We start from the raw sequence: 26,054 nt of genomic DNA, 5'->3' as shown, positions 1-26,054 counted from the left end.
GTGCGACCAGGGCCCGTCGACGAGCAGGTCGGAGACGCCGGCCGGGCTCAGTCGCCCTTCCCGACGGCCTTGAGCACCTCGACCGACTGCTTCGAGGTCTCGATCGCCCGCTGCGGGCCCTTCGCCTTGCCCAGCTGGCTCTTGCCGATGAACACCAGCGCGGCCGCGATCAATAGGTAGACCACGGCAACGATCAGGAAGGCCAGCGCGGGATGCAGCCCGGCCGCGACCAGGCCGTAGCCGGCCGCGATCGACAGCAGGATGATCGCGAGCAGGCCGAGGAACGCCGCGCCGCCGAACATGCCGACGCCCGTCCCGGCGGCGACCGCCGTCGCCTTCAGCTCAGCCTGGGCGAGCTGCAATTCGCTGCGCACCAAGGCGGACAGGTCCTTGCTCGCTTCGGCGATCAGCTGTCCGATCGTGGGCTCACCGTCGTCCGACCCAGTCGGCTGTTGCGACATGGGGCACTCCTTCCGAAGGTCCGTCCACCGAGACTACAAGGCGGGTACCCACCAGTACCGGCCGCACGCCGACCCAGCACTGGATTTCAGGCGTGGGCTTTGTTGCGGCGGCGGAGGACGAAGGTGGCCAGGATGGCGGCGATCAGGGAGGCGGCGAGTACGGCGGCCTTGGCGCGTTCGAGTTGGGCCTGGTCGTCGGCGAAGGCGAGTTGGGCGATCAGCAGGGCGACGGTGAAGCCGATACCGGCGAGGACCGAGACGGCGGCGACATCGCGCCAGGCGAGATCGGAGTTCAGCTCGGCGCGGGTCAACTTGGTGGTGAGCCAGGAACCGCCGAGCACGCCGACGATCTTGCCGATCACGAGCGCTGCGACGATGCCGATCGCGACGGGGTCGGTCAGCATCGTGCGCATGGCCTCACCGCTGACGGTGACGCCGGCGGCGAACAACGCGAACACCGGTACGGCGACTCCCGCCGACCAGGGCCGCAGGCGGAATTCGAGACGCTCAGCCGGCGAACTCTGCTCGCCCACGTCGCGCAGCACCCTTGTGGTCAGGCCGAGCGCGACCCCGGCGATCGTCGCGTGAATGCCCGACTCGTGCATGAACCACCAGGCCCCGAGCACCAACGGCAGATAGACCAGCCAGGATTTAACCCGCAGCCGTTGCATATAGAAGAAGACGGCTACCAAGGCGAAGGCGGCCAGCAACGCCCAGAGGTTGAACCCATGCGAGAAGAAGACGGCGATAACCAGGATCGCGCCGAAGTCGTCGGCCACCGCCAGCGTGAGCAGGAAGGCCCGCAGCGCGCTCGGCAGTGACCGCCCGACGATCGCGAGTACGGCGAGGGCGAAGGCGATGTCGGTCGCCGCGGGCACGGCCCAGCCCTTCGGTTCACCGTCGGCGCTGAGGTTGATCGCCAGGTAGATGAGGGCCGGCGCGATCATGCCCGCGACGGCGGCGACCACCGGTACGACGGCCTCGTTGAACCGCGACAGCGTGCCGACCACCATCTCGCGCTTGAGCTCGACGCCCGCCAGGTAGAAGAACAACGCGAGCGCGCCGTCCGACGCCCACGCCTCCACAGTCAACGGGCCCAGCTGAAAGTCGCGGAGGTGGTGGTACGCGTCCTGCCAAGGCGAGTTCGCCCAGACCAACGCGACCACCGCCGCCGCGACGAGTAGCAAGCCGCCGGTTGTCTCGGCCCGCAAGGTATCGGCGAGAAAGGCTCGTTCCGAACCGAGAATGCGGGGAAAGGCCCGGCGGGTGCGCGGGATCCGGGGTGTGGGCGTCATGGCGGCCTCCGAGGGTCGTCGAATACAACGCCGACCAGACTTCCCGGCACACCAGCCCACACCTTACCGGACGGGCGCCCCCGGCCCGAGGGGAATTCCAAGAACCCACCAGGCCAGGAAGAGAACCGTCCAGACCAGGGTCATCGAGATCGCCAGTGGCACGGTGTACGAGGCCAGCGTGCCGATCCCCGCGTTCTTCCGGTAGCGCTGCAGGAACCCGAGGGCCATCAAGAAGTAGGGGCTCATCGGCGTGATCGCGGTCGAGCCCGAGTCGGCGATCCGGAACAACGCCTGCGTGGTCTCGGCCGGTACCGCCAGCAGCATCATCATCGGCACCAGGATCGGCGCGGTCAGCGACCACATCGCCGAGCCGCTGGTGACGAGCACGTTGATCAACGTCAGCACCACCAGGATGCCGAGGAAGATCACCACTGTCGGTGCGCCGAGATCGCCCAGCACGCGAGCCGAGTTGGCGGACAGCAGATCGCCGAGGTTCGACCAGTTGAAGTAGGCAAGGAACTGGGCGATCGCGAAGAACAGCACCAGCACCGGCGCCATCTGCTTGATGCCCTCGGCCATCAACGCCGGCACGTCTCCCGCCTTGGTGATCTTCGAAACGGTCACGCCGTACACGATGCCGACCAGGCCGAACAGCACCGCCACGACCATCGCGATCCCATCCAGGAAAGGCGATTCGACGATACTGCCGTTCTCCCCGCGCAACGGAGAGTTGCCCGGAGCAATGATCGCGACCAGGGCAACGATCGCCAGGCCGAAGGAGATCCCGGCCAGCCGCAGACCCTTGCGCTCGGCAACGGAAAGCTTCAGCGCGTCCAGGTCGTCCGGTTCCGAGTCGGCGTCCGGCTCGAGGTCCGTCCGCTTGCTCAGCACCAGCCGTACGACCAGGGTGATGACCAGCGAGAGCACGATCGACGAGGCGATGTTGAAGTACCAGTTCGACAGCGGCGAGATGTACGCGTCCGGGTCGATCGTGCGCGCCGCGGCCGTGGTGATCCCGGCGAAGATCGCGTCGTTCGGAGTCGGGATCGGGCTCGCGTCGTACCCGGAGGCGATCGCGGTGTAAGCGACCACCACCCCCAGAATCGGCGAACGCCCGACCGCCCGGAAGGCCAGCCCACCCAACGGCACCAAGATGATGTACGCCGCGGCGGAGGCGACGTGTGCCATCGTGCCCGCGAACGCCACCGCGAACACGACCATCGACGCGGGCACTCGCGAAACGCTGACGCGCATCAGCGCCTCGAGGAACCCGGTCCGCTCCGCGATCGCCACCCCCATGATGACCACCACGATCGTGGCCATCGGCGGGAACTCGGCGAAGTTCGAGATGGCCGTCGAGACCGCCATCTGCAGGCCCTCACCGGAGAGCAGGTTCTGCACCTCGATGGCCTTACCGTCCGCCGGTGAGACGGCCGAAACGTCAAGCCAGGAAAGGATCGCGCTCACCACGGCGAGAATGGCCGAGAGGATCCAGAACAGCCAGAACGGATGTGGCAGCGCGTTGCCGACCCGTTCGATCACCGCCATCGCCCGGACCAGGCGCGGCACCTCGTGTGTGTCGACGGTTGTGCTCATCGGTTCATCCTGTGCTCGCTGAAGAAGCGCCCGATAAGCTCATGCGCCTCGAAGGTCTGGGTGACATAACCAGGGCCCGAGCTCGCGTCGGAACCAGGCCAGGTGTGACCGCCGTCGGTGACCGCGACGTGCACTACGTCCGCCCGCGACCGGCAAGCGTCGTACGTCATCGTGGTCACGTCATTCCCCAGCAGGGTGACACGGGGGATGGGCTTGCAGTTGTTCCGGATGGCCCAATCCCGGACCCACGTCTGGATCGCCGGCAGGTCGCGCGACCCGTCGCCGTCGTACGGGATGGTGGTGTCGCCGGTGCCGTGGATCTCCAGCACCGGAACGGGCCGGCTCGGCGCACACCGCTGCGGGGTAAGGCGATAGAAGGCGCCCGCGACGGGTGCGATGGCGGCGAAGCGGTCGGCCATCTGGCAGGCCAGGATGCCGGTGAAGCCAGCGCCGTTGGACTTGCCGGTCGCGTAGACGGCAGAGCGGTCCACACACGTCGTGGCCTCGAGCTGGTCGAGCAGGTCGGCGGTGAACTTCACGTCGTCGACACCCTTGACCGAGTACGGCGCTCCCTGCCAGGCCTGCTTGTTCTCTGCGTCGAGTACGCCGTTGGGGTAGGCCACAACCGCGTTGAGCTTCGACATGTCGGAGAACTGCTCGGTGAAGGCACCGGTCTTACCGCGCCCGTGGTACACCAGGATCAACGGGTACGGCGTACCAGGCTGGTAGCCGTCCGGAAGGTGTAGCCGGTAGGTGCGGGTCAGGCCGCCGCTCACGATCGTCTGGTCGGCACTGGCCGGTGGCGTGGTCCCACATCCCTTACTGGGTAGGGGTTTCGCCTCGGCGGCAGTGGACGTCGCGGGGATCGCGATGGTGACGGCCAGCGCTGTCGCCAGCAGGATCAGTTTTCTCATCAGGGGTCTCCCAAGGGCAGGCTCGCGCCTGGAACGCACCAGACGTTCCAGCGGGCGGGTGATACGGGCGGCTTCCCCAGTCAGCCAGTGATTTTCAGGTGTTCAGTAATTCGGTACTGAAGTCGGCGATACGTTGAGCGGCCGTCTCGATCAGTAGCCGGCCGTCGGCTGCCTTGGCGGTCCGGGGATCTCCCAGTACGCCGCGCTTGTGGTACTGCTCGAACCCGATCGCCAGCCTCGGTCCACGCTTGGTGCGCGCCAGCCGGCCGGCGGTGTCGAGGTCATCCCGGCTGGTCACGCCGGGTTCGAGTCGTTCGGGGTACACCAGGTCAGGCGCGAGATGCAGCATCTGCGCGGTCTCGGCCTCCCCGGCATGACCGTGGATCTCGCTGACGCTCATCTCCGCGATGACGTCGGGCACGATCTCCGTGATGGGTGTCCAGGCGAATCGCAGCCCGGGTAGTTCGGTCAGCAACTCCTGCGCCAGCACGGACAGCGCCGCGTTGTTGCCGCCATGACCGGTGATGACCAGAACGTGGCGCCAGCCGTGCCGGTACAGGCTGTCGACCAACTCGCGAACGACGGTCCGGAAGGTCGTCGGCGAGAGCGTGATGGTCCCGGCAAACGCCAGGTGATGCGGCGAGACGCCGTACGGCACCGCCGGGGTGACGATCGCCTTGCCGTCGAGCAGTTTCGCCACGAGATCTGCCACGCCGTCCGCCCGGACCGTGTCCGTGGACAAGGCCATTCCGCCGCCGTGCTGCTCGAGCGCGCCGACCGGGATGATCGCGAGCGGCGATCCTGTGACGGCGTCCGCCGCCTCGTCCGTGGTGAGTCTCGCCAGTCGGGTCATGCGAGCTCCCCGGCGGCCTCGACGGCCTTGCGGATGTGCTGCAGATGCGTCCGCGTCAGGTCCTCGGCGGTTTTGGCGTCACCCGCGCGGATGGCCTCGACGATCGCGAAGTGCTCTTCGTGGTCGCGCTGGCGGTTGTCGTACAGCTGCCGGATCTGCTGCTGCTCGCGGACGCGTACCGACAGCATCGACTCGATCAACTCGCGGACCAGGTCGTTGCCGGTGGCCGCGGCCAACTCGACGTGGAAGTTCAGCGCGAACTTCGGCCCGCCGGGAGGCGTGAGCGCGTTCGTCACCGCCTCCTCCAACCGCTCGAGGTTTGGTTGCTTTTTCGAAGCGGCCGCGGCGGCGATGCCGGGCTCGATCACCAGGCGCGCGTCGATCAGCTGCAGCACGGAATCACGCGTGATCGGTGGCCGATGCGGATTGGCGAGTACGGCGTTGTTGATCGTCGGCCCGACGTACGTCCCCGAGCCGTGCCGGAATTCGACTGCGCCCGTGGCCTCCAGCTTGCGCAAGGCCTCGCGAATCGTGGGCGTTGTGATCTCGAACCGCTTGGCCAACTCCCGCGCGGACGGAATCGCGTCACCCGTCGACAGCCCCTCGTCCCGGATGATCGCCAGAATGGCCTCGGTCAACCGGTCGGACAGGCTGGGCGCCGCATCGATCCTCGAGCTAGACATGAAGTGACTAAATCACTTGGTCAATCTTCGGTCAAGGGTTCGTCTTCTTCTCGGTCGGAAAGAAGATGGTCGCGAGCAGGTGGCGGCGGCGACCGGGGGACTGCGGGTTGCCGGCGTGGGCCTGGAGGAGGGCCATCACCGCGTCGATGAGGTCGGCCTTTTCCTTGTCGCTGAGCCAGAGGGGGATCTGCTTGTACGACACCAGATCGGCCTTTGGGTCCGCGCCTTCCTGATCGAGATACGCGGCGAACTCGCCCAAGAGTGAGGCTGTCGCGGCGGCGAAACCGTGCCGATGCTCGTCCAAGGTCATGGCCTCGGCGGTGTCACGATCGATCAGCGTTTGTGCCGCCAGGAGTCGATAACGCCGCTCGACGGCGCCGTGCACGCGCGCCTCGCTCTCGATCTCGAGGAGCCCGCCTTCGAGCAGGATCTCGACCTGCCGGTACATGGTCGCCCTCGACACATCCGGCAGCCGCTCACGCAGTTGCAACGTCGTGAACGGCGAACCGTCGAACACCGCCTGCACGATCCGCAGCCGGACCGGGTGAAGTAGCAGTTCAGTGACCCTCATTGCCTCATCATCTCATGGTTGATACCATTCTCAATTATGAGATCAACGAATCCGGGGCTGGGTCAACACCTCGACGTCAACGGCCGCCGGCTCTGGACACACCAATCGGGCACGGGAGAGCCGGTTGTGTTCCTGCCTGGCGCCGGCGGCATGGCGCTGGACTATCTGCTGGCACATGAGCGGGTGGCGGAGTTCGCGACGTCGTTCCTGTACGACCGGGCCGGCACCGGGTGGAGCGACGACGTCGAGCTGCCGCGGAGCCTTGACGACGTGACTGACGAACTGCGCACCTTGCTGCTGGATGCGAAGCTGCCCGGGCCGTACGTCCTGGTCGGGCACTCCCTCGGCGGCGCGTACGCCCAGCGGTATGCGCAGCGCTTCCCCGATGAGGTCGCCGCCATCCTGCTGCTCGATCCGCTGCACCAGGACTACGACGACTACATGCCCGAGCACCTGAAGATGGCGGCCAACACCACCGAAGACTTCGCGCTGCCCGAGCTCACCGACGAGTTCGTCGCGCAGTTGCGGGCCTTGTATTCGCCGGTCTTCGGCCTCTTGCCGGAGTCCGTTCGCGAGCTGGTGCTCGACAAACACATCAGCCCCGAACGACTGTCGACCGGGATGCAGGAAGGGCTGAACGTCCTTCGCCTGCTCGAAGAACTCCGCGCAGGCGGACCGCTGCCGGACGTCCCGCTCATCGTCCTTTCCGGTGCGGCCGTCGATGCCAGTCAGACCATGTTCCAGCCTGAGGAGTTGGTCCGCGAGCAGGTCGAAGCCAGTCGCCGGTTGTACGACGCCATCACCTCCCGGCAAGGCGAACACCGGATCCTGCCGGACGCGTCCCACCTCACGATCGCGCTAGCCCGGCCCGACGCGGTCAGCGACGCCGTACAGGACCTGCTAAAGCGCTAGCCAGGCCGCGGGATCAGGGCCTTTCGGGACGATGCCCGTCGGGTTGATGGTGTTGTGGGTGACGTAGTAGTGGCGCTTGATCTGGTCGAAGTCGACCGTCTCGCCGAAGCCGGGTCGTTGGTAGAGGCGGCGGGCGTACGCCCAGAGGTTCGGGAATTCGGTCAGCTTCTGGCGATTGGCCTTGAAGTGACCGTGGTAAACCGCGTCGAACCGCACCAACGTGGTGAACAGCCGAACGTCCACGTCGCTCAGGTCATCGCCCAGCAGGTACGGGCGATCGGCCAGCCGGGCCTCCAACTCATCCAACCGTGCGAACAACGCGTCGTACGCAGCCTCGTAAGCCTCCTGGCTGGTGGCGAACCCGCAGCGGTAGACGCCGTTGTTCACATCGCGGTAGATCTCCTCGATCAGCTGATCCATCTCGGCGCGATCGTCGGGGATCAGCCGCGGCGCGTTCGGCTTGTGGAAGTCGGTCCATTCGGTGGAGAAGTCCAATGTGATCTGTGGAAAGTCGTTCGTGACGACGAGCCCGGTGCGGGTGTCGACGATCGTCGGCACGGTCACGCGTCCCTCGTAGCCCGGGTCCGTGCCCTTGTACGCCTCGGCGAGATAGCGAATACCCAGCACGGGATCGCGATCATCCGGGTCGAGCGTGAAGCGCCAGCCGCTCTCGTCGCGGATCGGATCCACGATGCCCATACTGATCACCTCCTCGAGCCCGAGCAGGCGCCGGACGATCAGCGCGCGATGGGCCCACGGGCAGGCCAGGCTGACGACGAGGCGATAACGCCCGGGCTCAACCGGCCAACGGCGATGCTCGTCCGGACCTTCGCCCGGCGCCGAGGTGGAATCCCGGCTGATCCGGTCGGTGAAGGCGTTGGGCTGTCGTTTCCACTCGCCCGTTTTGGCAGTCTCCGCGGTGAACTGAGCCATACGTTGGAGCCTAGTCGCGGCTTGTAGTACCCCGGTAACGCGAAACTGGGCCTCGGCGGCGGATACTTACCTCATGTCCCGTCCGAGGAACGATCCCGGTGAACTGGCCGAGCTGCCGACCGCACTCAGCACCGACCGGCCGAAGGGTGATCAGATCCGCGAAATCCTGCACCGGCTGACCGGCACCCTCGAGGCCGGCAGCGTGCTCCCGTCTGAACGGGTGCTCGCCGAACGCCTCGGCGTGGCCCGGATGACGGTCCGCCAGGAGGTCGACCGGATCGTGGCCGAGGGCCGGGCCGCGCGTCGCCCGGGTGGTGGCACGTTCGTCGCGGAGACGCCGCCGCCGAAGATGATGGTCGCGTCGTCGTTCAGCCGCGACATGCTCGCGCGCGGGCTCACCCCGGGCTCGAAGGTGCTCGACCACGCCGTCATCACCGCCACCGGCGAACTGGCCGCGCGACTGGAAGAGCCCGAGGGTACGTCGGTGCTGCGCCTGGTCCGCCTACGCACGGCCGACGGCGAACCGATGGCCATCGAGCGGACCAACCTGTCGCTGCGGCGTTACCCGGGGCTGGAGAAACTCGACTTCGGCACGCTCTCGCTGTACGGCGAACTGGCCGAGCGCTGGGGCGTCGTACTCGGGCTCGTCTCGGCCTCGGTGGTCGCGTCGCCGGTGGATCCGGTGGACGCCGAGTTGCTCGGTATCGCCGCGAATACGCCGTGCCTGATCATCTCGTCCGACCCGCGCACCGCCTCGGGCGACGTGATCGAGTCGGGCCGCTCGATCTACCGCTCCGACCGGTACGACGTGACGATCGCCTATCGCGCGACCTAGCCGTCTCGGGCCTTAGGCGTCTCGGCTCTACGCGTTGAGGCTGCGGAGGACGTTCGGCGTGATGCCGCGGGCGGTCAGGTTGGCGACGACCTCGACCACGAGGGCCTGAACGAGCAGCGCGCCGACGAACGTGCTCGTCGACCCGGTCTTCTCCGGGCTGCCCTCGATCGCGACGATGGCATCGCCCGGTTCGCCGCAGTTGTCGATCACCAGGTCCGCCACCTCGAACAGGCGTTTCCCGCTCGCCGCGCGCGACTCCACCGCAGTACTGTGCGCCATCGAGGTCAACGCGATGACCTTCGCCCCTTTGGCGCGGGCGCCGATCGCGAACTCCACCGGTACGGCGTTGCGGCCCGAGTTCGACGCGATCAGGACGACGTCCCCGGCGGCGATCTCGTTCACCTCGAGCAGTACGTCGGCCAGGCCGCCCAACTTCTCCAGCAACGAGCTTTTCCGCAACCCCTCGTGCAGCATCAACCCCGGCTCCAGCACCGCCCGCACGTCGGCCAGTCCGCCCGCTCGGCCGTACAGCTCCTCGGCGATGACATGGCTGTGCCCGGTCCCGAACACCCAGAACGTCTTGCCGTCGACGACCAGCTTGGCGGCCTCGCGAATCGCCTCCAATTGGGTATCCACCGCCCGGCGCGCGATCGCCATCGCTTGACCCAAGTACGTCTGCGCAGTCATACGATGCAGCGTACTGGTCTATTCCAGATCTAGAGGTGCTCAGAGTTCGGTTCCCGACGAAAGCCGGACAGGGCATTTCGGAGCCGGGCGAATTGGCTCGATCGGCAGCCCCCACCGCCGAGGTCAGCTCGCGCAGGATCGCGGCATCGCCGTGTGCCATGGACCAGGCCCAGTTCGGCACCGCGGTCTCCTGACCCAGCTGGTCCAACTCGGTCCTTATTCTGCCGAAGGGAGTGCGGGCCAGGGCGCGGAGGCCGGCTTGGAGATCGGACGCGGTGTGTTCCGGCGTCAGAAAGTCAGGCGAATAGCCGCGCGGTGGCGCGATGCTCAGCAAGAGCTCATCTGACCCGTCGAGGCGACTCTTAACCCTGCGGCGCCAATCAGAAAAGATATGGGTGGCGTCGTTCGACTGAACCATATGAACGCTGAGCAAGGTTTCCCAGAGCGCGTCCGGTTCACTGGCGAATGTCGTCCGGGCGACGTCGGCGCTGCTGAAGTGAATACGCAGACTCAAGGCTCCCCTCGGCGCGGTGCGGCTGGCGGCTGGCGGCGACAAGGTATCGATCTGCACTTTCAACCTGCTTTCCGCGATCGCATCCTTGTCTTGTCGCCCTCAGAGGTGGGAGGCGGCGATGCCGAGGGCGAATGCGGTGGCGGTGAGAGCGAGCATGGTCGACGCTAGGAGGCGGAGGCGTCGTTGGAAGGCGGGGAGTTCGGTGCTGGTGGCGAAGACGCGGCGGGGCCAGTGCCGCCAGGAGACGTACCAGAAGATTGCGGTTGCCGCGAGCAACAAAACTACCTTGACCAGGTGGATCCACAGGGGCGACGACGTCAACCAGAGTAGGAATGCGCCGGTCGCCGCGATCACGCCGATCAGGCCGATCACCTTCCAGCGGTTGCCCGCGGCAATCATCATGGTGAGCGCCTCGCGGCCGTCTTCGTCCGGGCCGAAATACCTGCGCAGTTTGGGTTGTACGACGAACAGGGAATAGGCCATTCCGCCCACCCAGGCGGCGGCCAATCCGGCATGGACGATGGCGGCGATAACGGTCACGGGCCTAGTCTCCCGTGTTCGAGTGGCATTGGAGGAAAAGGTCGAGCTCGCGCACCTCATCGTCCGTCCCTCGCTGCGGGGGCGCGGCGTTGGCCGTCGCCTGATCGCGGAACTCGTTGCCGAAGCTCTCAAGCACTACCCGGCGATCTTCCTGCGCGTCCATCCCGACAACGCGCCCGCGTTGCGCAGCTACCTCGGCGCGGGCTTCACCGACGTCCCGGCCGCCGACGCGGACGAGTGGAACAGCGACCAGCCCACGCCGTACCGCTGGCTGCGCTATCGCTAGACCGGCTGCGCAACCGGGCCAACTCGCCGCGCTGGGCCACCGAGGCGTGCGGAAGGCACCCGCTAGCGCTTACGGTGACGCGCATGGCGAATCCTGCGAAGGTCTTGTCGTTCCTGACCCTGGTGGTCGGGGGCGGGGCTGCGGTCGGGCTGCTGACGGTGACCCGGCGGGCCTGGGACACGTGCAACGTCCAGATCAACGACGTTGGCAACGGCGTGACCCTGCTCTTCGTGGGCGTGCCCGTGGCGATGGTGGTGAACATGGTCCTCTTCAACGTCGTCTTCCAGTTGTCCCAGAAGGGCAAAGGCGGCGGCAAGTTCTTCAAGCCCTTGCTCGCCGCCCTGATCGCCATCACCATCGCCGACCTGGCCCTCTTCTCCTGGGCCGGTACGCCCGCCTGGTCCGTGGCCCCGATCTGCCCCGGCAACGTCCCACCCTGGTGGCCCACCTACCTCCCCACCTGACAACTCGCTGTGGGCAAGGGGCCGGGTGGCGGGATCAGCTGAAGCGGTTGTAGATGGCGTGGCCGGGATAGGCGACGACGCCGAGGCGGGTCGCGTAGCCGCCGTACTGCGCCGAGCCGTGGTAGAAGGTCCAGCCGCCGATCCCGCGGCCGTGGAGGTTCGTGTACTGGCCGTTCATGGCGGCGTCGTACGTGCGCAAACCCCAATGGACGTGGGCTCCTGAGGCCGCTCCACCGGCGCAGACGTCGACGCCGATGACGCCGAGGTACGCGCTGCGCCCGACTGCCGTTCCGTTGTAGTAGGTCGTACTGCGCATGTGGTAGTAGTCGGTCGAGAACCCGTTCGGGTGGATCACTCGGGTCCAACCGCCGCCGGCGCCGCACATCGAGGTCGCCGTACCGGAGCCCGACGAGCGGACGATGCCGCTGGCGTTGCCGCCCGCGAAGTCCATGCTGCTCCAGGGCCCGGAGCCGCCATCCCAGGCGTGCGGTCCGCCGGACATCGTCATGTAGTAGTCCGGCATCCACGGCAGCAGCAGGCCGGTCACGGCGAGAGTGCCGTACGCCGACGTGGTCGCCTTCTTCTCCGCGAACGCCTTGAGGGTGGCGCGCTCCGCGGCCTGGACAAGCGGGGAGCCGGCCACGAAACCGGCGAACTCCTGGTCACCCTCCAGCCCGGCGACCCAACGCCCGTCGACGTGCCGCGCGACGAACAGCCAGCCCTGCGGAGCAGCGTGTTCCTTGTCGGGTGCCTCGATGTACGCCACGCCTCGGGCCCAACCGGCCGAGGCGGAACGAACGTCGACGACCACCTCGCGCCGGGCTCGGGCCAATCGCCCGGCGGCTTCGACCGGGGCCACGCCCTTCGTCTCGGCGCTCTGCCCGAGCGCGTCTGCCGCGACGGCCTGGGCCAACGCCCGGGTCGACTCGCCTGACAACGCCTGCTGGGACGACCGCAGGCTGACGGGAAGTGCCGAGCCTCCGGCCGACGTGGAGTCAGCGGCGACCGCGAGATTGGACCCGGCCGCGAGGGCAACGCCGAGGGCGACGACCACCGACGTACGGAATGGGGAAAGTTTGCGCATGGGCGGACCATCCTTCGAAGAGGTGGGACGCCCCGCAACGCAATGGAGCGCACCGCAACCCTTCCCGACAGTTACCACCAATAAACGCGACCCGCCGGTAAGTCATTTACCAAATGGTCTTACAAACGCTAACGGGACGCCCCTCGCAAGAGGCGTCCCGTCGCGGGTTACTTGAGGCTCAGTCCTCGTCGGATTTGCCGGATTCGAGGTTGGTCTTGATCAGGTCCATGACGGTGGAGTCGGCGAGGGTGGTGACGTCGCCGACCTCGCGGTTTTCGGCCACGTCGCGGAGGAGGCGGCGCATGATCTTGCCGGAGCGGGTCTTCGGGAGCTCGGCGACGACCATGATCTGGCGCGGCTTGGCGATCGGGCCGATTTCCTTGGCGACGTGGTTGCGCAGCTCCTGGACCACATCCGGACCGCCGTCGCCCGCCTCGGAGCGGAGGATGACGAAGGCCGCGATCGCCTGGCCGGTGGTCGGGTCGGACGCACCGACGACGGCCGCCTCGGCCACCTTCGGGTGCGAGACGAGCGCCGACTCGATCTCGGTGGTGGAGAGCCGGTGGCCGGAGATGTTCATGACGTCGTCGACCCGGCCGAGCAGCCAGAGATCGCCGTCCTCGTCCTTCTTGGCGCCATCGCCCGCGAAGTACACGCCCGGCCAACGGGACCAGTAGGTGTCCTTGAACCGCTGGTCGTCACCCCACAGCGTCCGCAGCATCGCCGGCCACGGCTTGTCGATGATCAGATAGCCGCCGGAGCCGTTCGGCACCGGCTTGCCGGCGTCGTCGACCACGTCGACGCTCACGCCCGGGATCGCCTTCATGGCCGCACCCGGCTTGCCCGCGGTGACACCGGGCAGCGGCGAGATCATGTGCATACCGGTCTCGGTCTGCCACCAGGTGTCGACGACCGGGGCCTTGTTGCCGCCGATGTTCTCCCGGTACCAGATGTAGGCCTCCGGGTTGATCGGCTCACCCACGGACCCGATCACGCGTAGCGTCGACAGGTCGAACTTCTCCGGGATCTCCTTGCCCCACTTCATGAACGTCCGGATCGCGGTGGGCGCGCAGTACAGGATGGAGACCTTGTACTTCTGCACGATCTCCCACCAGCGGCCCTGGTGCGGGGTGTCCGGCGTACCTTCGTAGAGCACCGACGTGGTCGCGTTGGCGAGTGCGCCGTACACGATGTAGCTGTGCCCGGTGACCCAGCCGATGTCCGCCGCGGTCCAGTAGACGTCCGTGTCGGCCTTGAGGTCGAAGACGGCCCACTGCGTGTACGACGTCCCCACCAGGTAGCCGCCGGTGGTGTGCAGAATGCCCTTGGGCTTACCCGTGCTGCCGGACGTGTACATGACGTAGAGCGGGTGCTCCGCGTCGAACCCCTCCGGCGTGTGCTCGGTCGACTGCTTGCCGACGAAGTCTTCCCACCACAGGTCGCGGCCCTCGACGACGGCGGTCTCCTGGCCGGTGCGCTTCACTATGAGCACATTGCGGACGTCATGGCAGTCCGCCAGCGCGGCGTCCACCGCTGGCTTCAGCGCCGCCGGAGCCCCCCGGCGGTAGCCACCGTCAGAGGTGATCACGACGCGCGCGTCGCAGTCGAGGATCCGGTCCTTCAGTGCCTCGGAGGAGAATCCGCCGAAGATGACCGTGTGCGGGGCGCCGATCCGGGCGCAGGCCAGCATCGCGATGACCGTCTCGGGAATCATCGGCATGTAGATGGCGACGATGTCGCCGGGCTGGACGTTCAGCTCGAGCAGCGCGTTGGCCGCCTTGCTGACCTCATCCTTCAGCTGCGCGTAGGTGATCTCGCGGGTATCGCCCGGCTCGCCCTCGAAGTAGTACGCGACGCGGTCGCCGAGGCCGTTCTCCACGTGCCGGTCGACACAGTTGTACGCCGCGTTGAGCTTGCCGTCGGCGTACCACTTGGCGAAGGGCGGGTTGCTCCAGTCGAGCGTCTGCGTCGGCTCGACGGCCCACGTCAGCCGCTTGGCCTGCTCGGCCCAGAAGGCCTCCAGGTCTTCACCGGCGGCGTAGGCGTCGGCCTTGACGTTGGCGTTCGCGGCAAGCTCGGCCGGCGGCTCGAACCGTCGCTCCTCGTGCATGAGGTTCGACAGGGCGTCGGAACCGGCTGGGCCGGCAGAATCGGAACTGGTCACGCGTGGACTCCTCGGTCATCCGACACAGGCACAGGTCAGGGCGCAGTACGCACCCGACCCCCTTTCTACCAACGCCGGACCAGGGACGGAACTGGTGCCGTCTGCAGGAACTTGGTGTTGAAGCGGAACCGACGCGCCTTCGCGTGCATCTGACCCTCTGTCAGCCCAGTGAGTTCAGGAGTGCCAGATGCCGTTCGACCAGCAGCCGCAGCCGTTCCCCACCCTCTTCGGTGTGGTCCCGCCGGAGCGCAAGCTGTCGCGGAAGGCCCGCCGCCGCGTCCACGCCCGCGAGCGCCGCGTCGCCCGTCGGCGCGCCATCTTCTCCTGACCTCGGCAATTCGGCCGGCTGTCGGCGTTCGGGGGCCGACAGCGGCGCCGGGTTATCAGCGGTAAGCGTTAGATGGTGCCTTCGAACTCGTGCATCTGCTCGACCGGGCGGAAGCCGAACCGGGCGTTGACCTTTTGCATCGGCCCGTTCTCGTCGGACGTCCAGGTGTGCAGCCAGCCGTGGTGATCCTGCGCGGCGGCGAGTTGGTCGAGGTTGGCGAGCTTTAGGTGGGTGCCGAGGTTGTTGCCCCGGTGCTCGCGCAGCACCAACGTGTCGTCCTGCAGGACATTCGCCGGATCGTCGAGCGGTACGTAGATCAACGTGTATCCGGCGGGCTCGCCGTCGAGCGTCTGGGCCAACGTCACCAGGGACAGGTAGCTCTCGGCCAACCGGGCCTCGCTCTTCCGCACCCGCTCGGCATCCCAGACGCTCGCCTCGCGGGTCAACCCGCCGCTCGGCACATCCCGCTCCATCGCCGAATGCAGCTCGGCGTACGCCTGCAACTGCTCCTCCGGGCAACTCCCAGCCCAAGAGATCAGCCGGTACGACGTGAGCGCGGGCGCCTTTGCCTTGAGCAACGAATACGTCTCCGCATCGAACGGCAGGCGCGTGACGAAATGGTCCTCGGTGTTCTCGCTGACCAGTCCGAGCTTTGCCGCGAACACCGCGCCGGGCCACTCGTCCAACCCGAAACCGCGCGGCACGTTGATCTCGGTCTGAACGATCGTGCGCTGCTCGGCGGCCGCACGTTCGACCGCCCAGGCCCAAAGCGCCGTCGCGACGCCCTTGCGCCGATGTGCGGGTGGTACGTCGATCTCGACCGAGACGTTGGTGAGGTTGTCGACGAGCGGCAGTTCGAACAGCATCGCGCCAACCGTCTGCCCATCCTCGACCGCGGCAACGGCCAACCGGCGAAGCCGCTCACCCGGATTCTGCAGCGAAAACGCCAACGCCTTCAGCGTAGAGACAACCGGCGCCTCCCGATCCGCCCGCGCCCCCGTCGCCAACGCGTCATACCAATCGCCAAAAGCACACGAATCAAACGGATCCACCTCACCAACCTTGATCACCCCCGCAGCCAACACGCCCCCACCCACCCAAGCAACCGATTAACCCCACCCCAACTCCCCCTTCCCCTCCCGCTCCTCCACACCCTGCTCCCGCGAGTGGCCCCGTCACAACACGCCCACTCGAGCCGAACCCCCTCCCACTCGAGCCGAACCCCCTCCCACTCGAGCCGAACCCCCTCCCACGGTCGGACGCAAAATGCGGCCTGTGGACACCAAGCCCACGGCACCAACTCCCAACCCGCACACGCCCGAGCCAATTTGTGCAAAACCCTCCCGCGAAGTGCCTCCTTGTGTTGCACACGCGCCACACAACAAGGCACCTCGCGGAAGTGTTGTCCCCAAATCCACCCGCACGTTCGCATTCCGCGTCCGACCGTGCGGGGCGTGAGCCGCATTCCACGTCCGACCGTGCGGGGCGTGAGCCGCATTCCACGTCCGACCGTGCGGGGCGTGAGCCGCATTCCACGTCCGACCGTGCGGGGCGTGAGCCGCATTCCACGTCCGACCGTGCGGGGCGTGAGCCGCATTCCACGTCCGACCGTGCGGGGCGTGAGCCGCATTCCACGTCCGACCGTGCGGGGCGTGAGCCGCATTCCACGTCCGACCGTGCGGGGCGTGAGCCGCATTCCACGTCCGACCGTGCGGGGCGTGAGCCGCATTCCACGTCCGACCGTGCGGGGCGTGAGCCGCATTCCACGTCCGACCGTGCGGGGCGTGAGCCGCATTCCACGTCCGACCGTGCGGGGCGTGAGCCGCATTCCACGCCCGACCGTGCGGGCTCGGGGCGCATTCCGCGTCCGACCGTCGCAGCGCTCAACCCGCCGCCCACGCATGAACGCCCGTCGGCCGAGTCGGCCGCGAGTGGTCACGTCATGACGCGTCCACTCGTGTGGAAAGACCCCTGCCACGGTCGGACGCGGAATGCGGCTTGTGGACAGTGAGCCCCCGGCGATAAGCCCCGAACCGCACACGTCCGGGCCAATCTGTGGAAGACCTTCCCGCGAGGTGCCTCCTTGTGTTTGCACACGCGCGACGTAACAAGGCACCTCGCGGGAGAGTTGTCCCCAGATCCGCCCGGACGTTCGCATTCCGCGTCCGACCGTGCTGGTTCGGGGGCGCATTCCGCGTCCGATCGCGCTAGCTCGGGGGCGCATTCCGCGTCTGATCGTGCGGCTTGGGGTGGGGTCTGCGGCCGGTGGGAGCAGGGCGTTTTTCCGCACGAGTGGCGCGTCGTGACGTGACTACTTGCGGCGGGTTCGGGTGGTGGGCGAGCCCTGCTCGGCGAGGGGGAGAGGGGAGGGGTTAGGCGTGGGGGTTGAAGGGGATGCCGGAGGGTTTGGCTTTTTCTAGTTGGCCGTTGAAGTTGCCGTCTTTGAGGGCGAAGCTGGCGCTGCCGAAGTCGGCGTTCACGAGTTTGTCGCGGAGGCCGGCCGGGTAGCCGTTCCAGCCGACGAGGCGGGGGAATTGCCAGCCGTGGTAGTGGTTTTCGGGCGGTTCGTCGTTGCCGTTGGCGGCCCGGAAGCAGTGCGTGCCGGGGCCGTCTTTGTGGTAGACGACCTTCGGGTGGGTGCCGTCCCAGCGGATGTTGTTGCGGTGGTGGACGGCGTAGCTGCCGTGTTGCGAGGTGGAGACGTACTGGGCGGTGCCGTTCTCGACCCACACCACCACGTGTTCCCAGTCGTGCCGGTGGCCGGCAGAGCCTGGGCCTAACGACGCCTGGTCCTTTTCGAAGTAGAGGCCGTACATGATGGCGCACCAGCCGTTGTTGCACTTGTAGCGCGCATAGCCGTTGGTGTTGTCGAGGTCCCACTGGTCGCGGCATTGGCCGTTCATGTGGCCGCCGAGCGCGAGGCCGGTGGCGATGACGCCGTTGCTGCCGATGGCCGGTGTGGGGTAGCAGCCGTCGGTGTCGTAGTCGTAGGCGGGTGAGTAGGTCTGCTCCATGCCGTCCGCGTTCTGCGGAAGGGCGGGAGGTGGGTCGGCGTGGGCGACGACCGGCACGGCGGCGATGAGGGCGATCGCGCCGGCCAGGCTGATGGCGGCCCGGCGAGCCCGGCGCGCGCCGAGCCGTGGTCGGGACCGTTCGAGGTGGGTGGAATTCACTGCGTCCTCCTGATCGACCGCTGACTACGGGCGGTGGTTCGGGGCTGATAGGTACGGACCAGTTCGTGAGTCGCAAGCAGTGTGCCATTTATTCAAGGCGTGAAGTATGTCGGCGACATGAAGGTCGGCGCAACACTCTGGCGATCAGCATCGGTCTTGACTTATATAAGCAGAGGCTGCAATGCTGGGGCGCATGATCGACATCATCAACGAGGTCAACGCCATCCATCGCCAGGTCGCGCGGCAGCCCGGAAGTGCGGGTGAAGAGGTGGCTGTGCTCGTCCGGCGCAGCTACCAGGCCGAGGTCGAGGACATCTGGAGCGCGCTGACGGAGCCGGATCGGCTGGCTCGCTGGTTCTCCCCGGTGACGGGTGAGTTCAAGGTTGGCGGCAGCTACCAGATCCAGGGCAACGCCGGCGGTGAGGTGATCGAGTGCGAGCCGCCGACGTACTTCAAGGTCACCTTCGGCGGCCCGGACGGTTTCGTCCAGATTCGCGTCACTGCGGGAGCGGAGGGCACGTCGGTGCTCGAGCTCGAGCACACCGCACCGGTCGGCGCCATCACGGGCAGCGGCTCGGGCGCGTTGTACGTCGGGCCCGGTTGGGACCTCACGCTGATGGGTCTCCGGCCGTACCTCGCGGGCGAATTGCCGGCCGACAACGACCCGCTCGCCGAGGCGAACAGCCTGGAGATCCAGCAATTCTCCAAGGGCTGCATCGACGCCTGGGTGCAGACCATCGCCGCTTCGGGCACCGCCACCGACGAGGAGATCGCCGCCGCGAAGACCATCTCCCTGGCCCAGTTCAGCCCAGACGTCTAACGTCGGGGTGCCAGCAGGCAGCGAAACGCCCGGGCTGCAACTCCAGCAGCTCGGGCTGTACGACGCACTGGTCGTCCGCCTTCCAGCAACGCGTGCGGAATCGGCAGCCGGTCGGGGGATTCGCCGCCGACGGCAGATCGCCCGTCAGCACGATCCGCTCCCGCCCGGACGGTCCACCTGGTACGGCGGAGACCAGCGCCTCGGTGTACGGGTGGGCGGGCGCGTCCATTACCTCGCGGACGGGCCCGTGCTCGACGATCTGCCCGAGGTACATCACCGCCACCCGGTCGCTGATATGCCGCACCACCGACAAGTCGTGGCTGATGAACAGCATCGCCATATCCAGCGACGCCCGCAGATCCACGAACAGGTTGACCAGCTGGGCCTGGATCGAGACGTCCAGCGCGGACACCGGTTCATCCAGCACGAGCAGTTCCGGCTCCAAAGCGAGGGCGCGCGCCGTACCGATTCGTTGCCTTTGGCCACCAGAGAACTGATGCGGGTACGAGTCGGCGTGACGCGGCTGAAGGCCGACCAATTCGAGTAGCTCGGTCACCCGCGCAGCGCCGCCGGAACGCCAACGGCCCTGTGCGATAAGGGGTTCCGCGATGATCTGGCGCACGGTCATGCGTGGATTGAGCGAGGCGTACGGATCCTGGAAGACGATCTGCATTCGTTGCCGCAGGCCAGCGAGTTCGCCGCCGGTGACGTGAGTGATATCCCTGCCGTCCAACGAGATCCGCCCACTCGTCGGTTCGAGCAGACGCATCACGGCACGACCCGTCGTCGTCTTGCCACAACCCGATTCGCCAACCAGGCCAAGGGTTTCGCCCCGCGCGAGGTCGAACGAGACGCCGTCAACAGCCCTTACGACGGACCTACGCAGCGCCAGGCCTTCGCGTACCGGGAAATGCACGGCCAGATCCCGCACGGACAGCAGCGTCATCCGAGTACCTCCAGCCGGTCGTGGTGGTGGCAAGCCGTCCGATGGCGATCGGTCAACGCGATCAGCGGCGGGTCGATCGTCGCGCACGCCGGGTCGTCGCCTGCCTGGTCACACCGCGGCTGGAACGGGCAACCCGGCAACGGCGAGGCCAAGTCCGGCGGCCGCCCGGGAATCGGCACCAACCGCGTGACCGAAGAGCTCCAGCCTGGGCGGCTTCGCATCAACGCGCGCGGATAGGGATGACGGCTGTCCGAGAACAACGTCGACGCCGGGCAGGCCTCCGCCACCTCACCGGCGTACATCACGACCACGTCATCGGCGATATCCGAGATGACGCCGAGGTCGTGGGTGATCAGTACGACGGCACAACCGCGCGCCTCGCGGGCATCGGTGAGGACCTGCAGCACCTGGGCCTGGACCGTCGCGTCGAGCGCGGTGGTCGGCTCGTCGGCGATGACCAGGTCGGGGTCGTTGGCCAGCGCGATCGCGATCACCGCGCGCTGCCGCATCCCGCCGGACCACTGGTGCGGATACTGCTCGGCACGCCGGGCGGGATCGGGCACGCCGACGAGGTCGAGGGTCTCGAGCGTACGGCGGCGGATCTCGCGCCGAGTCAGTTTGCGGTTGTGCAGCAGCACGGCCTCGTCGATCTGCCGGCCGATTCGGATCACCGGGTTGAGCGCGGTGGTCGGGTCCTGGAACACCATGCCGATCCGGCCGCCGCGAATCTGCCGCAACTCCCGCTCGGACGCAGTGACCAGGTCGACCCCGTCGAACCCGATCGAACCGCCGAGGATCTTCCCGTTGGACGGCAATAGGCGTAGCAACGACAACGCGCTGACGGTCTTGCCCGAACCACTCTCGCCGACGATGCCGAGAATCTTGCCGCGCTGTACGTCGTACGAGATGCCGCGCACCGCCTCGACCGGACCCGACACGGTGTCGAAGCCGACCCGGAGATCCCGCACACTGAGCAAAGTCATCGCGACCCCCGCGGGTCGAGAGCGTCACGCAAACCGTCGCCGATGAAGATGACCGACAACGTGGTGAGTGACATCGCCGCGCCGGCGGGCAACCACAACCACGGCAGACCGGTCAGCTTGGTGAACGAACCGACCTCCTGCAGCATGTTGCCCCAACTCGCCGCAGGCGGTGTCACCCCAAGACCGAGGAACGACAATCCCGCCTCGGCCAGGATCGCGCCCGCCACTAGCAGCGCGCCGGAGATCGCGACCTGAGGAATGACGTTCGGCAGCAAATGCCGGACCAGAATGCGCCAGCCCTTCGTCCCAGCGGCGTGCGCGGCCTGGACGTACTCCAGTTCACGCACACTCAGCACAACGCTGCGTGCGATCCGGCACGACGTCGGCCAGGAGAACAACGCGATCAGGCCGATCAGCAATGGCACGCTCGGCCCGAGCACCCCCGCGAGCACGATCACCACCAGCACACTCGGCACAGCCATGAACAACTCGGTCAGACGCGTGATGAACAGGTCGATCACGCCACCGAGATATCCCGACACCACGCCCAGGAAGGTCCCGAGCGCCAGTGCGGACGCGGCCGTGGCGAACCCGACCAGCAGGGAGATCCGCCCACCGGACAGCAGCCTGGCCAGTACGTCGCGCCCGGCGTCATCCGTCCCGAGCAGATGCGCGCCCGACGGCGCCTCGCGAATATGCCGCAGATCGATATCGGTAGGGGCATAAGGCAACAAAGCCGGTACGACGAGCACGGCGAACACCATCAACGTCAGCACGATCAGGCCCGCCATCGCGGCCGGGTTGGCGCGGAATCGGCCCCAGGCCATCCGGGCCGGCGCCGAACCGGGGTCGATCGGGCCGCCGCCGGTGAGGTCAGGAGTCAGCGTCATCGCAACCTCACCCTCGGATCGGCCAGCCGGTAGAGCAGATCGGCCAGCAGGTTGCTGAGCAGGACCAGGACCGTCACGATCAGGCCGAAGCCGACGATCAACGGGATGTCCTGGTTGCCGATCGCCGCCAGGGTCAGCTGGCCCATGCCCGGCCAGGCGAACAGCGTCTCCAGGATCACGGCGCCACCGAGCAGCTCCGGCACGTTCATCATCAGCAGCGTGATCAACGGCAGCAGACTGTTGCGCAGGGCATGCATTCGCGCGCGCATCGGTCCCGCGCCTTTGGCGACCGCAGTCCGGACGTAGTCGGCGTTGAGCTCCTCGAGCAGGCCCGCCCGGACGTACCGGATGAGGCCGGCGCAACCGTGGATGGCCAGAATCCCGGCCGGCAGGATGAGGTGTTTGAGGAGATCGACCAGACCGCCATCCGACGGCGAGGACATCCCGGAGGAGGGCAGCCACCGCAGCCGGAAGGCGAACACGTAGATGGCCAGCATGCCCAGGAAGAACGCGGGCACGCTCATCACCAGCATGGTCGACGTACTGATCAGATAGTCGGCCGGCTTGTTCTTGCGGGCGGCCGCGGTGACGCCGAGCACCAGCGCGAGCAGAATGCTGAAGGTCATTGCCGTCAGCATCAATTCGAGAGTCGGGCCGAGACGTTCGAGCAGGAGGTGCGCGACGGGCCGGTTCTGGTTCACGAACGAGGTGCCGAGGTCGCCCTGCAGTACGCGTCCGGCCCAGGCGACGTACTGCAGGGGAAGCGGGCGGTCCAGCCCGAGCTCATGGCGGCGCTGCGCGATGTAGTCCTGCGAATTGCCGAGCTCCTCCGGCGACAGCATCGACGTGACCGGGTCGCCCGGTGCCGCGATCACGAGCGCGAACAGCCCGATGCTGACGAGTACGAGCACCGCCAGCATCGAGCTGAGCCGCACCGCCAGATACCTCAACACGGCGGATCAGTTCACCGTCCACTTGGCCACGTCGATCATGCTCAAGCCGGCATCGCCCCAGGCGACGTATCCCTGGATGCGATTGCGGACGCCGGTCAGCGCGGTCGGCCGGGCGGTCCACAGGTACGGCACGTCCTCGTTCTCCATCTTGGCGGCCCGCTGGTAGGCCTTGGCCCGGGCGGCCTGGTTCGCCGTCCGCGCGCCCTCGGACATCGCCTGGTCGAGCTCGGGATTGCAGTAGCCGGGAATGTTGCCGCCCTTGGGGAAGGCCTGCTCGCAGGTCAGGATCGGCACCAGCGTCGCCGGGTCGATGCCATAGACGCCGCCTCCGAAGAGGAACAGGTCCCACTTGTCGCCTTCCAGCGGCGAGCCGCCACTCGGGTCGAACGGCGTGGGCTGGAGTTTGACGCCGATCTTCTTGAGGTTCTGGGTGAGGACGGTGAGTACGGCGGCGCGGTCCGTCTGCAGCGGGTCGTACGGCGCGATCAGCACCTGGTTCGGGTCCCACCCGGCGGCGTCGAGCAGTTGCTTGGCCTTGTCCGGGTTGTACGCGTACTCCTGGAGGCCGGCCGGCTTGGCCCATTCGGTCATGAACGCGCTGTTCTGGATCTTGCCGTTTCCGCCCAGGGCCGCGTTGATCGCGCCCTGGCGGTCCATGCCGTAGACGAGCGCCTGGCGGACGCGCTTGTCCTTCAGATAGTCGTGCCGCATGTTGAGCGCGATCCGGTTGAACCCGGGCGACTCGACGCTCTCGACGCGGACGCCTTCCATCTTCTCGACGTTCTTGCGGTCGAGCGGGCCGATCGGCGCGATGTCGATCTCACCGGTGCCGAGCTGCCCGGTGGCCACCTCGGTCTTGAGGATGTTGAGGATCATCCGGTCGAAGGACACCGGCGTGCGGAACTTGGGATTCTTGTTCACCACCACGCGCTGGTCCGGCTGCAGCTCGCCGAAGGTGAACGGGCCCATCGACGCCGTCGGCTTGAGGAACCACGGGTCCTTCATCAGCTTGGCCGGCTCGATCTTGCCGAGCACGTGCTCCGGCAGGATGAAGAAGTACATGCCCGCGGCCAGCAGCGAGAGGAATCCCGCGTCCGGGTTGGCGAGCTTGATCTGCACGGTGTGGTCGTCCGGCGCGGTCACACCGGTGAGCGTTTTCGCCTTACCCGACTGCAGATCGGCATAGCCGGCGACATTCGACAACCGGGTCGACTGCGGACTCGCGACCTGCGGATGCGCGAACGACGTCAGCGTGAAGACGACGTCGGTGGCCGTGAACGGCTCACCGTCCGACCAGACCTGACCCGGGCGCAACCTGAACGTGAAGGTCTTCGCATCCGGTGAGATCGTCCACGACTCGGCCAGGCGCGGCAGGTACTTGCCCTTCGGGTCCGCCACCAGCAGCGTGTCCTGCAAGAGCGTCAGTACGGCGGTGTCGGCCGCCGCGAACGGGCCCATCGGATTGAGGTGGACCGGCTCGGCCGCGAGCGCGGTGGTGACGGTCTTGCCGCCCTTGCCCTGCTCGCCCGAATTCTCCGGCGGTGAACAGGCGGCCGTCGCCAAGAGGGCGACCGCCCCCACGAAACCGGCGGCCGATCTCAGGAATTGACGCATGGACCCTCCTCGCAGTGACGGTGGTCCTTCGACCGTAACCGTCACGCAGGGCCAGCGACCGCCTACTCCGGCGAGCCTCGAAGCGGAAAAACCCATCGCAACTTTCCAGCCACTCGGTGCATCTATCAATGGGCCTTTTCGCCTGCCGCGGACGCTTGCCCGAAAGGTCAACGCCGGCAACCTTCAGCGACCAGGTCGCATCGAGTGGGTGAAGAGTCACCTATTTGGGGGGAATCCGAAATGTCCGCAAAAGCTCTGATCGCCGCGATCGCGGCCCTAGCCGCAAGCCTGCCGACCGGCGCACACGCGACCGAGACCACCTCGGCGGATGGATCGGTCGTCGTCGGCGTGAAGAAGTTCGGAATAGCCCTGATGCCGGGTGCGGTCTACACCACCGACTTCGATCCGGACGACTACACGACCCAGCCGACCAGAACGGGATACGAGCCTCGGCCAACCGCGTGATGGTCGGCCCCACCTTGCGGTACGCCGAGGGGCCAGGCCGGTACGTCGAGCACGGCCTGGTGCTGCGCCTATCCGGCACGAGAGCCGTTCTCTATGGCACTGGCACTCCGTTGCCGACGTTCAACCGCCTGTACGACGTTCGCACCGGCAAGATCGACGCGTTGGGCCCGAACAGCAACCCTTGGTCGTACGGCGCTGTGGATGCCTTCGGCAACTACCTGGCCTACTCCACCGACAAGTCCGGCCGTACGGAGGTCCGCCGCCGGGACCAGAGCACCGGCAAAGACGTTCTGGTGGCGTCCGCTCCGAAGATCAAGAAGGTGGCGGTGTACGGCAACCTCGTGGCCTGGCTGACGGATTGCCGAGAGGGCGTTTGGCCGTGCGCGCAGACCGTCGCCTACCGCACGGTCGGCGCCACCGGTGTGCTCGGTCCGGTGAAGAGCTTCGCGACCCGCGGAACCATCTCGATCGATCTCTCCGCGACCCATCTCGCCTTGGACACGCTGCTCTCGAGGCGCGAGGTCCGGATCGTGACGTTGGGCGCGAACGCTGTCCGCGTAGTCGGCACCCTGCCCGCGAAGGCGAGCTCGGGCTGGATCCCGCCGTTGGCCATCGGGGACCGGGACGTCGTACCCGTGCACTTCGATCTCGACGGCAATCGGATCGGCTGGCTCGACGCGAACCAGACCGCCCGGGTGGCAGCGGTCGACGGCCCGGCGACTCGGGCGCGCTACCTCGGCAACGGAGTGATCCCGGCGTCGTTCCCCTCGACCGGGAAGTTCAGCGCCTCGCTGCCGTTCTCCGCGAACCCGTCCAAATGCACGGTGACCTTCAAGAAAGGCACCACCGCGGTACGGATCATGCCGTGCGTCGTTCGCAACGGCGACGTACAGCTCAGCTGGGATGCCCGAACCGGCTCGGGCGCAAAGGTTGCCAAGGGCAAGTACAGCTGGACCCTCACCGCTTCCACGCCCGCCGGTCGCGTGCTCTGGTACTCCGGCACCGCCTCGCCCATCACGGCCGCGGTGACGGTCTCGTAAACGCGTCGAGCCGCCGGAGGGGTTGGACCTCCGGCGGCTCGCGTTATCGA

Annotated in this window: 27 protein-coding genes; 8 read left to right on the top strand and 19 right to left on the bottom strand. The window is 67.2% G+C overall.

All coding sequences use genetic code 11. The features are described from left to right. Nucleotides 1–47: 47 nt before the first annotated feature. The 7 genes from OG394_RS23610 to OG394_RS23580 form a co-directional block, all read right to left on the bottom strand. Complete coding sequence (locus OG394_RS23610; RefSeq protein ID WP_328989223.1) at nucleotides 48–461, bottom strand: phage holin family protein; 414 nt, start codon at nucleotides 459–461, stop codon at nucleotides 48–50. An 86-nt stretch (nucleotides 462–547) separates the two neighbouring features. Beyond that, nucleotides 548–1,756, bottom strand: a complete 1,209-nt coding sequence (gene nhaA, locus OG394_RS23605; protein ID WP_328989222.1) for a Na+/H+ antiporter NhaA — start codon at nucleotides 1,754–1,756, stop codon at nucleotides 548–550. Between the two features lie 63 nt (nucleotides 1,757–1,819). Then, nucleotides 1,820–3,352 (bottom strand): AbgT family transporter, encoded by a 1,533-nt coding sequence (locus tag OG394_RS23600; protein WP_328989221.1) that lies wholly within the window; start codon nucleotides 3,350–3,352, stop codon nucleotides 1,820–1,822. Next, a complete protein-coding gene (locus OG394_RS23595) occupies nucleotides 3,349–4,266 on the bottom strand; it encodes an alpha/beta hydrolase family esterase (RefSeq protein ID WP_328989219.1) in 918 nt (305 codons plus the stop codon). The genes OG394_RS23600 and OG394_RS23595 overlap by 4 nt, the downstream gene beginning before the upstream one ends. Before the next feature lie 94 nt (nucleotides 4,267–4,360). Then, nucleotides 4,361–5,119, bottom strand: a complete 759-nt coding sequence (locus OG394_RS23590; protein ID WP_328989218.1) for a creatininase family protein — start codon at nucleotides 5,117–5,119, stop codon at nucleotides 4,361–4,363. Then, the gene (locus OG394_RS23585) at nucleotides 5,116–5,802 is read right to left on the bottom strand and encodes a FadR/GntR family transcriptional regulator (RefSeq protein WP_328989217.1); all 687 of its coding nucleotides are present in this window, start codon (nucleotides 5,800–5,802) and stop codon (nucleotides 5,116–5,118) included. The genes OG394_RS23590 and OG394_RS23585 overlap by 4 nt, the downstream gene beginning before the upstream one ends. Nucleotides 5,803–5,833: 31 nt before the next feature. After that, nucleotides 5,834–6,373: a helix-turn-helix domain-containing protein gene (locus OG394_RS23580; RefSeq protein ID WP_328989216.1), complete on the bottom strand. Its 540-nt coding sequence runs from the start codon at nucleotides 6,371–6,373 to the stop codon at nucleotides 5,834–5,836. A gap of 36 nt (nucleotides 6,374–6,409) precedes the next feature. On the opposite strand from OG394_RS23580, the gene OG394_RS23575 reads away from it, so the two are divergent. Beyond that, entirely contained in the window at nucleotides 6,410–7,285 is an 876-nt protein-coding gene (locus OG394_RS23575; RefSeq protein WP_328989215.1) for an alpha/beta fold hydrolase, read from the top strand. On the opposite strand, the gene OG394_RS23570 is transcribed toward OG394_RS23575, so the two are convergent. Next, nucleotides 7,274–8,218, bottom strand: coding sequence for a glutathione S-transferase family protein (locus OG394_RS23570; RefSeq protein WP_328989214.1), 945 nt, complete (start codon nucleotides 8,216–8,218; stop codon nucleotides 7,274–7,276). The genes OG394_RS23575 and OG394_RS23570 overlap by 12 nt on opposite strands. Before the next feature lie 73 nt (nucleotides 8,219–8,291). Here OG394_RS23570 and OG394_RS23565 point away from each other — a divergent pair, with 73 nt between their 5' ends. Next, a complete protein-coding gene (locus OG394_RS23565; RefSeq protein ID WP_328989213.1) occupies nucleotides 8,292–9,053 on the top strand; it encodes a GntR family transcriptional regulator in 762 nt (253 codons plus the stop codon). 27 nt (nucleotides 9,054–9,080) lie between these two features. Here OG394_RS23565 and OG394_RS23560 read toward each other — a convergent pair whose 3' ends face one another. Both OG394_RS23560 and OG394_RS23555 read right to left on the bottom strand, forming a co-directional pair. Beyond that, the gene (locus OG394_RS23560) at nucleotides 9,081–9,740 is read right to left on the bottom strand and encodes an SIS domain-containing protein (RefSeq protein WP_328989212.1); all 660 of its coding nucleotides are present in this window, start codon (nucleotides 9,738–9,740) and stop codon (nucleotides 9,081–9,083) included. A gap of 613 nt (nucleotides 9,741–10,353) precedes the next feature. Further along, the gene (locus OG394_RS23555; RefSeq protein ID WP_328989211.1) at nucleotides 10,354–10,794 is read right to left on the bottom strand and encodes a hypothetical protein; all 441 of its coding nucleotides are present in this window, start codon (nucleotides 10,792–10,794) and stop codon (nucleotides 10,354–10,356) included. On the opposite strand from OG394_RS23555, the gene OG394_RS23550 reads away from it, so the two are divergent. Both OG394_RS23550 and OG394_RS23545 read left to right on the top strand, forming a co-directional pair. Further along, nucleotides 10,775–11,080 (top strand): GNAT family N-acetyltransferase, encoded by a 306-nt coding sequence (locus OG394_RS23550; protein WP_328989210.1) that lies wholly within the window; start codon nucleotides 10,775–10,777, stop codon nucleotides 11,078–11,080. The genes OG394_RS23555 and OG394_RS23550 overlap by 20 nt on opposite strands. An 83-nt stretch (nucleotides 11,081–11,163) precedes the next feature. Further along, nucleotides 11,164–11,544: a hypothetical protein gene (locus OG394_RS23545; RefSeq protein ID WP_328989209.1), complete on the top strand. Its 381-nt coding sequence runs from the start codon at nucleotides 11,164–11,166 to the stop codon at nucleotides 11,542–11,544. 34 nt (nucleotides 11,545–11,578) lie between these two features. Here OG394_RS23545 and OG394_RS23540 read toward each other — a convergent pair whose 3' ends face one another. Beyond that, nucleotides 11,579–12,628 (bottom strand): M23 family metallopeptidase, encoded by a 1,050-nt coding sequence (locus OG394_RS23540; protein WP_328989208.1) that lies wholly within the window; start codon nucleotides 12,626–12,628, stop codon nucleotides 11,579–11,581. 178 nt (nucleotides 12,629–12,806) lie between these two features. Next, nucleotides 12,807–14,738, bottom strand: coding sequence for an acetate--CoA ligase (gene acs, locus OG394_RS23535; protein ID WP_328996861.1), 1,932 nt, complete (start codon nucleotides 14,736–14,738; stop codon nucleotides 12,807–12,809). Nucleotides 14,739–14,979: 241 nt separating this feature from the next. Here acs and OG394_RS23530 point away from each other — a divergent pair, with 241 nt between their 5' ends. Next, nucleotides 14,980–15,120 (top strand): hypothetical protein, encoded by a 141-nt coding sequence (locus tag OG394_RS23530; protein ID WP_328989207.1) that lies wholly within the window; start codon nucleotides 14,980–14,982, stop codon nucleotides 15,118–15,120. Nucleotides 15,121–15,188: 68 nt separating this feature from the next. Here OG394_RS23530 and OG394_RS23525 read toward each other — a convergent pair whose 3' ends face one another. Beyond that, nucleotides 15,189–16,172 carry a GNAT family N-acetyltransferase gene (locus tag OG394_RS23525; RefSeq protein WP_328989206.1) on the bottom strand — a complete coding sequence of 328 codons (984 nt, stop codon included), beginning with the start codon at nucleotides 16,170–16,172 and terminating at the stop codon, nucleotides 15,189–15,191. Between the two features lie 1,320 nt (nucleotides 16,173–17,492). Continuing rightward, nucleotides 17,493–18,293 carry an NPP1 family protein gene (locus OG394_RS23520; protein ID WP_328989205.1) on the bottom strand — a complete coding sequence of 267 codons (801 nt, stop codon included), beginning with the start codon at nucleotides 18,291–18,293 and terminating at the stop codon, nucleotides 17,493–17,495. 193 nt (nucleotides 18,294–18,486) lie between these two features. Here OG394_RS23520 and OG394_RS23515 point away from each other — a divergent pair, with 193 nt between their 5' ends. After that, nucleotides 18,487–19,113, top strand: coding sequence for an SRPBCC family protein (locus OG394_RS23515; protein ID WP_328989204.1), 627 nt, complete (start codon nucleotides 18,487–18,489; stop codon nucleotides 19,111–19,113). On the opposite strand, the gene OG394_RS23510 is transcribed toward OG394_RS23515, so the two are convergent. Genes OG394_RS23510 through OG394_RS23490 form a run of 5 tightly spaced genes read right to left on the bottom strand, consistent with a single transcriptional unit; the run spans nucleotide 19,097 to nucleotide 24,499 of the window. Continuing rightward, the gene (locus OG394_RS23510) at nucleotides 19,097–20,059 is read right to left on the bottom strand and encodes an ABC transporter ATP-binding protein (protein ID WP_328989203.1); all 963 of its coding nucleotides are present in this window, start codon (nucleotides 20,057–20,059) and stop codon (nucleotides 19,097–19,099) included. The genes OG394_RS23515 and OG394_RS23510 overlap by 17 nt on opposite strands. After that, nucleotides 20,056–21,042: an ABC transporter ATP-binding protein gene (locus OG394_RS23505; RefSeq protein ID WP_328989202.1), complete on the bottom strand. Its 987-nt coding sequence runs from the start codon at nucleotides 21,040–21,042 to the stop codon at nucleotides 20,056–20,058. The genes OG394_RS23510 and OG394_RS23505 overlap by 4 nt, the downstream gene beginning before the upstream one ends. Further along, entirely contained in the window at nucleotides 21,039–21,932 is an 894-nt protein-coding gene (locus OG394_RS23500; protein ID WP_328989201.1) for an ABC transporter permease, read from the bottom strand. The genes OG394_RS23505 and OG394_RS23500 overlap by 4 nt, the downstream gene beginning before the upstream one ends. Continuing rightward, on the bottom strand, nucleotides 21,929–22,885 hold the full coding sequence (locus OG394_RS23495; protein WP_328989200.1) for an ABC transporter permease: 957 nt from the start codon (nucleotides 22,883–22,885) through the stop codon (nucleotides 21,929–21,931). The genes OG394_RS23500 and OG394_RS23495 overlap by 4 nt, the downstream gene beginning before the upstream one ends. Before the next feature lie 6 nt (nucleotides 22,886–22,891). Further along, nucleotides 22,892–24,499 carry an ABC transporter substrate-binding protein gene (locus OG394_RS23490; protein WP_328989199.1) on the bottom strand — a complete coding sequence of 536 codons (1,608 nt, stop codon included), beginning with the start codon at nucleotides 24,497–24,499 and terminating at the stop codon, nucleotides 22,892–22,894. 240 nt (nucleotides 24,500–24,739) lie between these two features. Here OG394_RS23490 and OG394_RS23485 point away from each other — a divergent pair, with 240 nt between their 5' ends. Then, a complete protein-coding gene (locus OG394_RS23485; RefSeq protein WP_328989196.1) occupies nucleotides 24,740–24,964 on the top strand; it encodes a hypothetical protein in 225 nt (74 codons plus the stop codon). Further along, nucleotides 24,964–26,004, top strand: coding sequence for a hypothetical protein (locus OG394_RS23480; RefSeq protein ID WP_328989195.1), 1,041 nt, complete (start codon nucleotides 24,964–24,966; stop codon nucleotides 26,002–26,004). The genes OG394_RS23485 and OG394_RS23480 overlap by 1 nt, the downstream gene beginning before the upstream one ends. Nucleotides 26,005–26,054: the final 50 nt, after the last annotated feature.

Source organism: Kribbella sp. NBC_01245 (genome assembly GCF_036226525.1).
Taxonomy (GTDB): Bacteria; Actinomycetota; Actinomycetes; order Propionibacteriales; family Kribbellaceae; genus Kribbella.
This window is presented reverse-complemented; position numbering and strand designations above follow the sequence as displayed.